The organism is Streptomyces sp. NRRL F-5135, from assembly GCF_000719775.1.
GTDB classification, from domain to species: domain Bacteria; phylum Actinomycetota; class Actinomycetes; order Streptomycetales; family Streptomycetaceae; genus Streptomyces; species Streptomyces hebeiensis.
In genome coordinates, this window is record NZ_JOHR01000009.1 from 179354 (window position 1) to 193386 (window position 14033).

At 71.2% G+C, this 14033-nt stretch carries 11 protein-coding genes; 5 read left to right on the forward strand and 6 right to left on the reverse strand.

The features are described 5' to 3' along the window. Nucleotides 1–91 precede the first annotated feature (91 nt). Together IG02_RS0117740 and IG02_RS0117745 are read left to right on the forward strand one after the other, a co-directional pair. Nucleotides 92–793, forward strand: a complete 702-nt coding sequence (locus IG02_RS0117740) for a TetR/AcrR family transcriptional regulator (RefSeq protein ID WP_030748407.1) — start codon at nt 92–94, stop codon at nt 791–793. Nucleotides 794–910: 117 nt separating this feature from the next. Continuing rightward, complete coding sequence (locus IG02_RS0117745) at nt 911–1174, forward strand: heavy-metal-associated domain-containing protein (protein ID WP_030748409.1); 264 nt, start codon at nt 911–913, stop codon at nt 1172–1174. A 496-nt stretch (nt 1175–1670) separates the two neighbouring features. On the opposite strand, the gene IG02_RS0117750 is transcribed toward IG02_RS0117745, so the two are convergent. The 3 genes from IG02_RS0117750 to IG02_RS0117760 all read right to left on the reverse strand — a co-directional run bounded on the left by IG02_RS0117750 (nt 1671) and on the right by IG02_RS0117760 (nt 6909). Continuing rightward, on the reverse strand, nt 1671–2969 hold the full coding sequence (locus tag IG02_RS0117750) for a citrate synthase (RefSeq protein ID WP_030748413.1): 1299 nt from the start codon (nt 2967–2969) through the stop codon (nt 1671–1673). Nucleotides 2970–3240: 271 nt separating this feature from the next. Beyond that, a complete protein-coding gene (locus IG02_RS0117755) occupies nt 3241–5448 on the reverse strand; it encodes an ATP-dependent RecD-like DNA helicase (protein ID WP_030748416.1) in 2208 nt (735 codons plus the stop codon). Nucleotides 5449–5457: 9 nt separating this feature from the next. Then, nucleotides 5458–6909 (reverse strand): MFS transporter, encoded by a 1452-nt coding sequence (locus tag IG02_RS0117760; protein ID WP_078854572.1) that lies wholly within the window; start codon nt 6907–6909, stop codon nt 5458–5460. A 71-nt stretch (nt 6910–6980) separates the two neighbouring features. On the opposite strand from IG02_RS0117760, the gene IG02_RS0117765 reads away from it, so the two are divergent. Next, on the forward strand, nt 6981–8033 hold the full coding sequence (locus IG02_RS0117765; protein WP_078854573.1) for a GlxA family transcriptional regulator: 1053 nt from the start codon (nt 6981–6983) through the stop codon (nt 8031–8033). Nucleotides 8034–8156: 123 nt separating this feature from the next. Here the strand turns inward: IG02_RS0117765 and IG02_RS0117770 are convergent, their stop codons facing one another. The 3 genes from IG02_RS0117770 to IG02_RS0117780 form a co-directional block, all read right to left on the reverse strand. After that, entirely contained in the window at nt 8157–8948 is a 792-nt protein-coding gene (locus tag IG02_RS0117770) for a sugar phosphate isomerase/epimerase family protein (protein ID WP_051765286.1), read from the reverse strand. A gap of 185 nt (nt 8949–9133) precedes the next feature. Next, nucleotides 9134–10426 (reverse strand): dihydrodipicolinate synthase family protein, encoded by a 1293-nt coding sequence (locus tag IG02_RS0117775; protein ID WP_234314794.1) that lies wholly within the window; start codon nt 10424–10426, stop codon nt 9134–9136. After that, on the reverse strand, nt 10423–11574 hold the full coding sequence (locus tag IG02_RS0117780) for a Gfo/Idh/MocA family protein (protein WP_030748429.1): 1152 nt from the start codon (nt 11572–11574) through the stop codon (nt 10423–10425). Before IG02_RS0117780 ends, IG02_RS0117775 begins: the two co-directional genes overlap by 4 nt. 109 nt (nt 11575–11683) lie before the next feature. Between IG02_RS0117780 and IG02_RS0117785 the strand changes: the two genes are divergently transcribed. Beyond that, nucleotides 11684–12907: a LacI family DNA-binding transcriptional regulator gene (locus IG02_RS0117785; protein WP_030748431.1), complete on the forward strand. Its 1224-nt coding sequence runs from the start codon at nt 11684–11686 to the stop codon at nt 12905–12907. Nucleotides 12908–13187: 280 nt separating this feature from the next. Continuing rightward, entirely contained in the window at nt 13188–13994 is an 807-nt protein-coding gene (locus IG02_RS0117790; RefSeq protein WP_030748434.1) for a sugar phosphate isomerase/epimerase family protein, read from the forward strand. The last annotated feature ends 39 nt before the right edge of the window (nt 13995–14033 follow it).

Here is a 14033-nt window from a genome sequence, read left to right on the forward strand (position 1 = left end):
TAGACTGAAAACACGAGCCATCGCTCGCAATACAAGAATGCGAGTTACCTCTCGCATTTGTCAACGGATCCAGGAAAGCCGGGGGATTGATATGCCGGAGGCGAACAGCGACGACGCCGAGGGCACGCGACGGAAGGTTCCGGACCGCGCCGCCACGACCGCGCGACCGCGCCGCCGCCAGGCGCGCGGCGAGCGCCGCATCGCCCAGATCCTCGACGCCGCGGCCACCGTGTTCTCCACCGCCGGCTACACGGGCGCGAGCACCAACGCCATCGCCCGCGAGGCGGGCATCTCCCCCGGCACGCTCTACCAGTTCTTCCCCAACAAGGAGGCCATCGCCGTCGAACTGGGCGATCAGCTGCTGCGACGCTGGCGCGCCACCTACGGCCGGGCGCTCACACCCGCCCACCTCGAACTGCCCCTGGAAGAGCTGCTGGAAGCGGTCCTGGACCCGTTGATCCGGTTCAACCACGAGAACCCGGCGTTCGGCGTCCTGATGCACGGCCCCGACGTTCCCGGAAAGATCGCGATGGACCACGCGGACCTGCACTCGTCCCTGGTCCCGCAGGTCGAGGGGATCCTGAGCGGCTACCTCTCGGAAGCCTCGCCGGCCGAGGTCTCCCGGATCGCCCGGCTCGCCTTCGCCACCTTCAAGGCCGGACTCGACCTGACCCTCTCCGTCGAGCCGGACGAGCGTGACGCGTACATCACCGAGTTGAAGACCCTCCTCTTCCGCTACCTGCAGCCGCTCGTCGAGGACTGCCGGGCGCGACCCGCCTCATCGACCTTCTAGGCTTCGTTTTTATACCCCCTGGGGGTAAAGTCGAATCCGTGGTTCGGCGCCACCGGGTTCCCGCGACCCTCCGGCGCCCCACAGCCCTCCCCAGCAACGCCCGAAGAGGAGATCACCATGGCCGCCGAGACACAGCCCGAGACCACCGACCGGACCACCTCCCCCGACCAGGTCACCACCGTCTACCGTGTCACCGGCATGACCTGCGGACACTGCGAAGGCGCCGTCGCCGCCGAGATCTCCGAGATCGGGGGCGTGACCTCCGTGCAGGCCGTCGCCGCCACCGGAGAGGTCACCGTCGTCTCCAAGGCCCCGCTGGACGAGACCGCCGTGCGCGCCGCCGTGGACGAGGCGGGTTACGAGCTGGCCGCGTCGGCCTGAGCCGTCCCGCGCCCCGTCGGTTACCAACTCTTTGCACCGAAGAGCCTTCACATGAACCACAAGACCTTCACAAAGAGATCTAGATCACATAGATTGATGGGTAACCATGAGGACAGCTCGCGAGTCTAAGAGGACGATGCCAGAGAACGTCTTGGGGGACGTTCAGCGGCATGTCAGGGGATGTCTTGGGGGACATCCCGGACAAGCGATTGGCCGGGGCACGTGCACCGGGGAGCTTTGAGCGGCCCTCCCGTACGTACCCCGGTCCGACCGCGCGAGTAGCCGTTGCTGGTTACGGCAGACGCCCGGCCCGGATCCCGTGGGGGGAATCCGCTCCGGGGATATGGAAAGCGCCCCGCTCGCCGACCCGTGGGGGGATCGGCGGCGGGGCGCTTTTCGGTGGCCCGGAAGCTCCGGAGGTGCTCGGAGACCCGGAGTACTCACAGACCCGGGGGCGCTCGGAGACCCGGGGGCTCCCAGCGGGGCTCAGAGGTGCTCAGCGACCCTCCACCGGAACGAAGTCACGCAGGACCTCGCCGGTGTAGATCTGGCGCGGACGCCCGATGCGGGAGCCGGGCTCCTTGATCATCTCGTGCCACTGGGCGATCCAGCCGGGCAGCCGGCCGAGCGCGAACAGCACGGTGAACATCTCGGTCGGGAAACCCATGGCCCGGTAGATCAGACCCGTGTAGAAGTCCACGTTCGGGTAGAGCTTGCGCTCGACGAAGTAGTCGTCGGCCAGCGCGTGCTCCTCCAGCTTGAGCGCGATGTCGAGCAGCTCGTCGGACTTGCCGAGCGCCGAGAGGACATCGTGCGCCGCCGCCTTGATGATCTTCGCCCGGGGGTCGAAGTTCTTGTAGACGCGGTGCCCGAAGCCCATCAGCTTGACGCCGTCCTCCTTGTTCTTCACCTTGCGGATGAAGGAGTCGACATCGCCGCCGGACGCCTGGATGCCCTCGAGCATCTCCAGCACCGACTGGTTGGCACCACCGTGCAGCGGGCCCCACAGGGCGCTGATGCCGGCGGAGATCGAGGCGAACATGTTCGCCTGCGAGGAGCCGACCAGGCGCACGGTGGAGGTCGAACAGTTCTGCTCGTGGTCCGCGTGCAGGATCAGCAGCTTGTCCAGCGCCGAGACCACGACCGGGTCCGGCACGTACTCCTGCGCCGGGACCGAGAAGGTCATCCGCAGGAAGTTCTCGACGTACCCGAGGTCGTTGCGCGGGTAGACGAAGGGGTGGCCGATCGACTTCTTGTACGCGTACGCGGCGATCGTGGGCAGCTTGGCCAGCAGCCGGATCGTGGACAGGTTGCGCTGCGTCTCGTCGAACGGGTTGTGGCTGTCCTGGTAGAAGGTCGACAGCGCGCTGACCACGGAGGACAGCATCGCCATCGGATGGGCGTCACGCGGGAACCCGTCGTAGAACCGCTTGACGTCCTCGTGCAGCAGCGTGTGCTGGGTGATCTCGTTCTTGAACGCGGCGAGCTCGTCGACCGTCGGCAGTTCGCCATTGATCAGCAGATACGCCACTTCGAGGAAGCTGGACCGCTCCGCCAGCTGCTCGATCGGATAGCCGCGGTAGCGGAGGATGCCCTGCTCGCCGTCCAGATAGGTGATCGCGGACTTGTAGGCGGCGGTATTGCCGTACCCGCTGTCCAGAGTCACCAGACCGGTCTGAGAACGGAGCTTCCCGATGTCGAAGCCCGTGTCACCGACGGTGCTGTCGATCACCGGGTAGGTGTACTCGCCGTCGCCGTACCGCAGAACTACCGCGTTGTCGCGTTTCTCGCTCACGTCATCCCTCACCGACGTAGTGCCTCTTCTTCGAGGTGCCCTGACTGTCTCTACCATCCCCCATTTGGCTCAGGAGAGTGCACTCGGGGTCGGCCATTTGGCCTTTTGGCGGCACTCAGTGCCGCCAGCCTGCCCATCCTGCCCCCTTCGCCCCGGGTTACGAAAGCCCGCATCACCGTTTCTTCCCAGGCTCGCACTCCGCCGGGCCCCTCGCCCCCGCTCCCCGGGACGGCCCCGGACGGCCGCAGGCGGCCCCGTGCGGCGCTCGCGCTCAGCCCGCGGCGCCCAGACGGTGGGCCAGCGCCGTACAGCGTCTGCCCGCGGAAACCGTCCGTACCGCCTGCCCGATGGCCTTGCGGGAACCGACGAGGACGACGAGCTTCTTCGCGCGGGTGACGGCCGTGTACAGCAGGTTGCGCTGGAGCATCATCCACGCGCCCGTCGTCACCGGGATGACCACGGCCGGGTACTCGCTGCCCTGCGACCGGTGGATCGTCACCGCGTACGCGTGCGCCAGCTCGTCCAGCTCGTCGAAGTCGTACGGCACCTCCTCGTCCTCGTCCGTCCGCACCGTCAGCCGCTGCTCATCCATGTCGAGGGAGGTCACCACCCCCACCGTGCCGTTGAAGACCCCGTTCTCCCCCTTCTCGTAGTTGTTCCTGATCTGAGTGACCTTGTCCCCCACCCGGAAGACCCGGCCGCCGACCCGCTTCTCCGGGAGGTCCGGCCGCGCGGGCGTGACGGCCTGCTGGAGCAGCCCGTTGAGCGCGCCCGCGCCGGCCGGCCCCCGGTGCATCGGCGCCAGGACCTGCACGTCCCGGCGCGGGTCCAGGCCGAACTTCGCGGGGATCCGGCGCGCCGCCACATCGACCGTGACCCGGCCCGCGTCCTCGGTCTCCTCCTCCACGAAGTGGAAGAAGTCGGCGAGGCCCTGAGTGAGGGGCTGCTGCCCGGAGTTGATGCGGTGCGCGTTCGTGACCACGCCCGACTGCTGCGCCTGCCGGAAGATCCGCGTCAGCCGGACCCTCGGCACGGGGCCGCCCTCGGCGAGCAGATCGCGCAGCACCTCGCCGGCGCCCACCGAGGGCAGCTGGTCGACGTCCCCCACCAGCAGCAGGTGCGCTCCCGGCGCCACCGCCTTCACCAGCTTGTTGGCCAGCAGCAGGTCCAGCATCGACGCCTCGTCCACCACCACCAGGTCCGCGTCCAACGGCCGGTCCCGGTCGTACGCGGCGTCCCCGCCCGGTTTGAGCTCCAGCAGCCGGTGCACGGTCGACGCCTCGGCACCGGTCAGCTCGGCCAGCCGCTTGGCCGCCCGCCCGGTCGGGGCCGCCAGCACCACCTTGGCCTTCTTGGCCCGCGCCAGCTCGACGATCGAGCGGACCGTGAAGGACTTGCCGCAGCCCGGGCCGCCGGTCAGGACCGCGACCTTCTCGCTGAGCGCCAGCCGCACCGCCTGCTCCTGCTCGGGCGCCAGCTCCGCGCCCGTACGCCCCGCGAGCCAGGTCAGCGCCCGGTCCCAGGCCACGTCGCGGAAGGCCGGCATGCGGTCCTCGCCGGTCCGCAGCAGCCGCAGCAACTGACCGGAGAGGGACACCTCGGCGCGGTGGAACGGCACCAGGTAGACCGCCGTGACCGGATCACCGCCCTCCGGATCGGGCACCTTCTCCCGGACGACCCCCTCCTCCTCGCCCGCCAGTTCGGCCAGGCACTCGATGACCAGGCCCGTGTCCACCGCGAGCAGCTTCACCGCGTCCGCGATCAGCCGCTCCTCCGGCAGATAGCAGTGGCCCTGGTCCGTGGACTGCGACAGCGCGTACTGAAGGCCCGCCTTGACGCGCTCCGGGCTGTCGTGCGGTATGCCGACGGCCTGCGCGATCCGGTCCGCCGTCAGGAAGCCGATGCCCCAGACGTCCGCCGCCAGGCGGTAGGGCTCGTTCCGCACGACCGAGATGGAGGCGTCCCCGTACTTCTTGTAGATCCGCACCGCGATGGAGGTGGAGACCCCCACGCCCTGGAGGAAGAGCATGACCTCCTTGATCGCCTTCTGCTCCTCCCAGGCGGCGGCGATCCGCTTCGTCCGCTTGGGGCCGAGGCCCGGGACCTCGACCAGCCTTCCGGGCTCCTTCTCGATGATGTCCAGCGTGTCCAGGCCGAAGTGTCCGGTGATCCGGTCCGCGAACACCGGTCCGATGCCCTTGATAAGGCCCGAGCCGAGATAGCGGCGGATGCCCTGGATCGTGGCCGGCAGGACCGTCGTGTAGTTCTCGCACATGAACTGCTTGCCGTACTGCGGGTGCGAGCCCCAGCGGCCCTCCATGCGCAGGGACTCGCCCGGCTGCGCGCCGAGCAGCGAGCCGACCACGGTGAGGAGGTCGCCGCCGCGTCCGGTGTCGACACGGGCGACCGTGTAGCCGTTCTCCTCGTTGGCGTACGTGATCCGCTCGAGGACCGCTTCGAGGACCGCTGGATTGGACATGACCCGACGCTACCGCCCGGCTCCGACAGCCCGTCGCCCCTGTGGACAACTCGGCGTCCGGCCCGGACGCCGCCGCACCACCAGCGCGAGCAGCGCGGCCGCCGCGCACAGCGCGCCCGACCCCGCCCACACCGGGTCGTACGACCCGAACGTGTCCCGTACGACCCCGCCGGCGCCCGCCATGAGCCCGGCCCCGACCTGGTGCGCGGCGCTGACCCAGCCGAAGACGATCGCGCTGTCGTCGCCGTGGAACTCCCGGCAGAGCGCGATCACCGGCGGGACCGTCGCCACGTCGAGGAGTCCGAAGAACACCGCGAACAGCACCAGCGGAGCCCGGACCGTGGCGCTCATCAGAAACGGCAGCACCACCAGCGAGACACCCCGCAGCACGAAGTAGCCCGCGAGCAGCCGCCGGGGGTCGAACCGGTCGGTCAGCCAGCCGGAGCCCACCGTGCCCGCCACGTTGCACACACCGATCAGCGCGAGGACCGAGGACGCCGCGGTCGCGGGCATGCCGTGGTCGTGCGCTGCGGGCGTGAAGCTGCTCCACATGACGCCGTTGGTCGAGGCACCGCACACGGCGAAGACGCCGGCGAGCAGCCAGAAGCCGCGCGTACGCGCCGCGTCCAGCAGGACGCGCACGGTGCGCCGCGCCGCGCCGCGCGCGGGGACCGGGCGGGCGGCGTCCTCCCCGTCCCCCTCCTCGGCGCCGTACGGACGCGACCCGGCACCGTACGGACGTGTCCCCGCGTCGGCCGGACGGTCCGCCATCAGCAGCCTGACGGGCGGGAGCAGGACGAGCGCGGCGAGCGCCACCGCCATCAGCGCCGGGCGCCAGCCGTGGCGTTCGACCACCCAGGAGAGCACCGGAAGGAACGCGAACTGCCCGAACACCCCGGCGGCGGTGAGCACCCCGGTGACCAGGCCACGCCGCCGTACGAACCAGCGCTGGGCGACGACCGCGGCGAACGTCGTCGCCAGCGCGCCGCTGCCGAGCCCGACCAGCAGTCCCCAGCTGAGGACGAACTGCCAGGGGGCCGTCATGACGGTGGTCAGCAGGCCGCCCGCGGCGAGGCAGGCGAGGGCGGCCGGCACGGTCCGCCGCGTGCCGAAACGATCCATCAGCGCCGCCGCGAACGGAGCCGTCAGCCCGTACAGCACCATGTTGAGCGAGACCGCGACCCCGATCGTGGAGCGCGACCAGCCGAAGGCGCCGTGCAGGGGACCGACCAGTGTTCCGGAGAGCGTGCTGAAGCTTCCCGCGGCGACGATCACCAAGGTCGCGGCGAGGGCGACCCACCAGGCGCGGTGCACCCGCGGGACGCGCCCGCGAGGGCCGTGTCCGCCGGGGCCGTCTCCGCCAGGGCCGTCTCCGCCGCGTGGGCGGGTCCCGGGCAGGGACGTTTCCGCGGTGGCCGCCTCCGTCGTGCGCGTCTCGCCTGTTGATCGCGTTGATCCCATGCACTCGACAGTGCGCCCGTCGGTTCGGCTGTTCGAGTTGCCCGACAGTCAGGACGGGAAAGAATCGGGCCATGGCAGCTTCTCGTCGTTCTCACGGTCCTCGCCATCCCGGCCGTCCCGGCCGTCCCGGCCGTCCGGGTTCCCACCGTGTCGCCGTGCTCGTCCGTCCCGGCCTGCTCCAGATGGAGCTGGGGATCGTGCACCAACTGTTCGGCAAGGCCGTGTCCGCTTCGGGCGAGCCGCTGTACACCGTGCTGACCTGCACGCTCTCCCCCGGGGCGATACGTACCGACGCGGATGTCACGGTCAATGTGGCGCACGGCCCCGAGGTGCTGGCCGAGGCGGACACGGTGATCGTGCCGACCTCGGACGAGGACTACACGCCGGGCGACGGACGGCTCGACGCGCCCCTCGCCGCCGCGCTGGGGCTGATCAGGCCCGGCACACGGATCGCCTCCATCTGCACGGGTTCGTTCGTCCTGGCCGCCGCCGGGCTGCTCAAGGGCCGGCGGGCCACGACCCACTGGCAGTCCTGTGATCAGTTCCGCGCGCTGCACCCCGATGTGCTGCTCGATCCCGACGTCCTCTATACGGAGGACGGCGATGTGCTCACCTCCGCGGGCGTGGCCTCCGGGATCGATCTGTGCCTGCACATGATCAGGAGCGACCACGGGGTGGCGGTCGCCAACGCCGTGGCCCGTACCACCGTCGTGCCCCCGCACCGGGACGGCGGCCAGGCCCAGTACATCCGCCGCCCGGTCCCCGAGCCGACGGTCTCCTCGACCCGCAGGGCGCGCGCCTGGGCCGTGGACAACCTCGACCGTCCGCTGCCGCTGCGGGAGTTGGCCGCCCTGGAGTCCATGAGCGTACGGACGTTCACACGCCGCTTCCGTGAGGAGATGGGGCTCTCACCGGCCCAATGGCTGATACGCCAGCGCGTCGAACGGGCCCGCCAGCTTCTGGAGGAGAGCGACCTCCCCGTCGACCGGGTGGCGGCCAACTCCGGTTTCGGTACGGCGGTGTCGCTCCGGCACCACCTCCAGGAGGCCACGGGCGTGACCCCGACGGCGTACAGGAGGACGTTCCGGGGGCCGGGAGAGACCGACCGGGAGGCGGCCGGATGACCGCCGGCCGCCCGGTCGGCCGTACCTCGGAACGAGTTCGCCCCGCGTCGCGTGCGTCACCACGTGCCCACCACGCGTATGTCACCGAACACGCGTCACAATGCGCGCATCACAACGCGCGCGTCACAACGCGTGTCTCACGTACCGCCGCACGACCTCCTGGAGCAGTCGCACGCCGTCCCCCTGCCACAGCCGCTCGTTGAACAGCTCCACCTCGACCGGCCCGTCGTAGCCCGCAGCCTCCACCCGTTCACGCCAGGCCCTCAAGTCGACCGAGCCGTCGCCGAGCTGGCCGCGGCCGTTCAGGACGCCCTCGGGAAGAGGCGTGGTCCAGTCGGCCAGTTGGAAGGAGAAGATGCGCTCCCCCGCGCGGGCGACGGCCGCCGGCGCGCGGTCGTCCCACCAGATGTGGTAGGTGTCCACGACGACCCCGACCTGGTCGGCGGGAAAGCGTTCGGCCAGTTCCAGAGCCTGGTCGAGGGTCGAGACCACGCAGCGGTCCGAGGCGAACATCGGGTGCAGCGGTTCGATCGCCAGGCGCACACCGCGGTCGCCCGCGTACGGAGCCAGCTCGGCCAGCGCGTCGGCGATGCTCTCACGGGCCGCCGCGAGGTCCCTGCTCCCCTCCGGGAGGCCGCCGGAGACCATCACGACGGTGTCCGTGCCGAGCGCCACCGCCTCGTCGACGGCCGCGCGGTTGTCGGCCAGCGCGGCGGCCCGCAGTTCCGGGTCCGTGGCGGTCAGGAAGCCGCCCCGGCAGAGGGTGGTGACCGCGAGGCCGGCGTCCCGCACGAGCTTCGCCGCGGCCTCGACGCCGTACGCCTGGACCGGTTCGCGCCACAGGCCGACGCCGGGCACTCCGAGACGTACGCACGCCTCCGTCAGCTCCGGCAGGGGCAGTTGTTTGACCGTCATCTGGTTGATGCTGAAGCGGGCGAGGTCGCCCGGGGCAACCAGCGCTTCCACGCCACCGTCACCGTCCACGCTCGCCCCCCCCCGGCCCACGTCCGCGTTCGTATCCGAATCCATGTCCGTGCCTGTGCCCGTGTCCGTGCCTGTGTCCGTGTCCGTGCCTGTGCCCGTGTCCGTGTCCGTGTCCGTCAATGGTCCACCCCGTACACCCTGAGAAGGGACGCCATCCGGGCCTCGGCCGCCACGGGATCGGGGAACAGGCCGAGCCCGTCAGCCAGTTCGTACGCCCGCGCCAGATGCGGCAGCGAACGTGCCGACTGGAGCCCGCCGACCATGGCGAAGTGGTCCTGGTGGCCGGCCAGCCAGGCGAGCAGGACGACGCCCGTCTTGTAGAAGCGCGTCGGCGCCTGGAAGAGATGGCGGGACAGTTCGACGGTCGGGTCGAGCAGGTCGCGGAAGCCCGCGACGTCGCCGGTGTCCAGGAGCCGGACGGCCTGCGCGGCCAGTGGCCCCAGAGGATCGAAGATGCCGAGGAGGGCATGGCTGAAACCGCGCTCGTCCCCCGCGATCAGCTCGGGGTAGTTGAAGTCGTCCCCCGTGTAGCAGCGCACGCCGTCGGGAAGCCTCCGACGCAGTTCGACCTCGCGCCGGGCGTCCAGCAGGGAGATCTTGATGCCGTCGACCTTGTCCGGGTGGTCGGAGATGACCTGGAGGAAGGTCTCGGTGGCGGCGTCCAGATCCGTACTGCCCCAGTACCCCTCCAGGGCAGGATCGAACATCGGCCCGAGCCAGTGCAGGACGACCGGTTCCGCCGCCTGGCGCAACAGGTGCGCGTACACGTCGAGATAGTCGTCCGGTGTCTTCGCGGCCGCCGCGAGGGCCCGCGAGGCCATCAGGATGGCCTGCGATCCGGTCTCCTCGACGAGCGCCAACTGCTCCTCGTAGGCGGCGCGTACCGTCCCCAGGTCGTGCGGCCCCGGCGCGAGCTGGTCGGTTCCCACGCCGCACGCGATGCGTCCGCCGACGGCTTCGGCCTCGGCGGCGGACCGCCGGATCAGCTCGGCCGCGCCCGCCCAGTCCAGGCCCATGCCGCGCTGCGCGGTGTCCATGGCCTCGGCCACCCCGAGCCCGTGCGACCAGAGATGACGGCGGAAGGCCAGCGTGGCGTCCCAGTCGACGGCGGCCGGCCCGTCCGGGCTGACGTCGGCGTAGGGGTCGGCGACGACGTGGGCCGCGGAGAAGACCGTACGGGAGGCGAGAGGCGGACCGGCCGTCGATCCACTTGCCGAGCCGCTTGCCGAGCCGACCACCGAGCCGCTCGCCGCCGTGCCGGCCGGGGCGCTCGCCGCCGTACTCGCCGAGCCGCTCGCCGCCGTACTCGCCGGGGCGCTCGCCGCCGTATCCATCAGGAACGCTGCCGGTTCCGATCGGGGGACGTATGTCCTGAATCCGCCATCGGCGGACGGGAGTCGCAGGGTCACAGAGTCAGCTCCGGTACGTCGAAGCGGCGGCCCTCCACTGACGACCGCGTGCCCAGCTCGGCGAGCTGGACGCCGCGCGCGCCCGCGAGCAGGTCCCAGTGGTACGGCGTGTCCAGCGCGACATGGCGCAGGAACAGCTCCCATTGCGCCTTGAAACCGTTGTCGAACTCGGCGTTGTCCGGAACCTCCTGCCACTGCTCGCGGAACGACTCGGTGGCGGGCAGGTCCGGGTTCCACACCGGCTTCGGCGTGGCGCTGCGGTGCTGCACCCGGCAGCGGCGCAGTCCCGCGACGGCCGAGCCGTGCGTGCCGTCGACCTGGAACTCGACCAGTTCGTCTCGGTTGACGCGGACCGCCCAGGAGGAGTTGATCTGCGCGACGGCCCCGCCGGCCAGTTCGAAGATCCCGTACGCGGCGTCGTCGGCGGTCGCCGCGTACGGCTTGCCCCGCTCGTCCCAGCGCTGCGGGATGTGCGTGGTGATGTGCGCCTGAACGCTGGTGACGCGTCCGAACAGCTCGTGCAGGACGTACTCCCAGTGCGGGAACATGTCGACGGTGATGCCGCCACCGTCCTCCGCGCGGTAGTTCCAGGAGGGGCGCTGCGCCTCCTGCCAGTCCCCCTCGAAGACCCAGTAGCCGAACTCCCCCCTTACGGAGAGGATCTCGCCGAAGAAACCGCCGTCGATGAGGCGCTTCAGCTTGAGCAGGCCCGGCAGGAAGATCTTGTCCTGGACCACACCGTGCTTGATCCCGGCGGCATCGGCGAGTCTGGCCAGGTCGAGGGCGCCGTCGAGGTCGGTCGCCGTCGGCTTCTCGGTGTAGACGTGCTTGCCCGCGGCGATCGCCTTCTTGATGGCCTCCACCCGGGCGGAGGTGACCTGGGCGTCGAAGTAGACGTCCACCGTCTCGTCCGCCAGCACGGCGTCCAGGTCGGTGGACCACTCGGTCAGACCGTGCCGTCCCGCCAACTCTTCGAGCGCGTGTTCCCGCCGGCCGACGAGAACGGGCTCGGGCCACAGCACCTCACCGTCCCCGAGGTCCAGTCCGCCCTGCTCTCGGATCGCGAGGACGGAGCGGACCAGATGCTGCCGGTACCCCATCCGCCCCGTGACGCCGTTCATGGCGATCCGCACTGTCCTGCGTGTCACGAAAGTTCCCTCCACAGAGCCGTAGCAAGCGCTTTCTACGGGGTAAAACGCTAGCCTGCGACAGCGGCCGGTACAAGGGGCCGGACCTGATCTCACCCGGAGGAGAGCGATGACAGTCACACTGTCGGACGTGGCAGCCCGCGCCCGGGTGTCGCCCGCGACGGTTTCCCGCGTGCTGAACGGCAACTACCCGGTCGCCGCCGCCACCCGCGAACGCGTGCTCCGGGCGGTGGACGAACTGGACTACGTGCTGAACGGGCCCGCCAGTTCGCTCGCCGCCGCCACCTCCGACCTGGTGGGCATCCTCGTCAACGACATCGCGGACCCGTTCTTCGGGATCATGGCGGGAGCGGCCCAGACCGAGATCGGCGGGCAGGAAGGAGCGGTCGCCCCGGAGAGCGGACGGCAGGGCTCCGCGGCGACGGGCACGGCGGGTGGTACAGCAGGCACGGCAAGCGCGACGGGCGGCACGGCGGGCAGTATGGCGGGCACCGTGGGCGCGGCAAGCCCGGTCGGCGCCGGCCGGGCGGCCGGGCGGGCGGGGAGCGAGAAGCTCGCCGTCGTCTGCAACACCGGCGGCTCGCCCGAGCGCGAGCTGACCTACCTGACCCTGCTCCAGCGCCAGCGTGCGGCGGCGGTCGTGCTCACCGGAGGCGCGCTGGAGGACCCCGGCCACATCGAGGCGATGACCACGAAGCTGGCGAAACTCGCGGACGCGGGGACGCGCGTGGTGCTCTGCGGCCGGCCGCCGCTGCCGGGCAGTGACGCGGCCGTGGCGGCGCTGGCCTTCGACAACCGGGGCGGCGCACGGCGGCTGACGGAGCATCTGCTCGCGCTCGGACACCGCAGGATCGGTTACGTGGCGGGCCCGGCGGAGCGTACGACGACCCGGCACCGGCTGGAGGGCCACCGTGAGGCCCTGGCGGCGGCGGGCGTCCCGGAGGCGCGGGACGCGCAGGGGCGGCCGCTCACGGTGCACGGTCCGTACACCCGCGACGCCGGCTACACGGCGACGCTGGAACTGCTGAGCCGGGCCCCGGAGCTGACGGCCGTGGTCGCCGCGAACGACACGGTGGCGCTGGGAGCGTGTGCGGCGGTGCGCGAACGGGGGCTGCGGATCCCGGCGGACGTCTCGGTGGCGGGCTTCGACGACCTGCCGTTCTCGGTGGACGCGGTGCCCGCGCTGACGACCGTACGGCTGCCGCTGCACGAGGCGGGGGCGCGCGCCGGGCGGCTGGCGATGGGGACGGAGGCGCCGCCGCCGGGCGGGGTGGCGACGATCGGGGCGGAGCTCAAGGCGCGGGAGTCCACGGCGGCACCTCGGCACGCGTGAGGCAGGACGACGTGCTCAGCACGCGTGGGGCAGGACGACGTGCTCAGCACGCGCGAGGCAGGACGACGTGCTCAGCACGCGCGAGGCAGGACGACGTGCTCAGCACGCGCGAGGCAGGACGACGTGCTTGGCACGCGTGGGGCAGGACGACGTGCTTGGCACGCGTGGGGCCGGGTACCCACGTGGCGGGCGGTCGGGCGCGGCACGTACCGGCAGGGTGCGGGATCACGTCGCGCCGCCCTCTTCCCTCCCGGGCCCTCGCTCAGAAAGGATCTGCGCCATGAAATTCGCCTTTTCCACCCTCGGAGTCCCCGGCCTGCCCGTCCCCGAGGTCGTCGCGCTCGCGACCGCGACCGGTTACCAGGGCGTCGAGTTGCGCGGCCATCCCGAGGAGCCCGTGCACCCGGGCATCGGAACGGCCGAGCGTGCCGCCGTCGTGGACGAGTTCCGGCGGGCGGGCGTCGAGATCCTCACCGTCGCCGGATACGTACGGGTGGCGAAGGCGGAGGGGGACGAGGAGGGCACGGACGAGGAGGCGCTGCGCGCGGAGTTGCAGGAGCTGCTGTGGCTCGCCCGGGACCTCGGCGCGGCGAACGTACGGGTGTTCCCGGGCGGCGGCGACCAGGATCCGGCCCACGCGGACGCGGTGGCGGCGCGCCGGCTGGGCGCGGCGGCGGAGCTGGCGGCGGACTTCGGCGTACGGATCCTGCTGGAGACGCACGACTCGCACCGGACGGGCGTGGCGGCGGCCCGGGTGCTGGGCCCGGTGGGACACCCACAGGTGGGGGCGTTGTGGGACGTGATGCACACGTGGCTCGGGGGCGAGGACCCGGTCACCACGCACGCGGTGCTGTCGCCGCACCTGGGCTACGTACAGGTGAAGGACATCGCCTCGGCGGAGGACAGGACACCGCTGGCCCTGGGGGCGGGCGTGCTGCCCCTGGGCGAGTGCCTGGCGCTGCTGGACGACGACAGCTGGGTGTGCTGGGAGTACGAGAAGCGCTGGTACCCCCAGGCGCGCGAGCTGCCGGAGCAGTTGGCGCCCGGCAGGGAACACTTGGAGGGCCTGATCGCCGCGTACCGCTGAGATACGGGGTGCCCGCGCCCGCCCCCGGGGCGGGCGCGG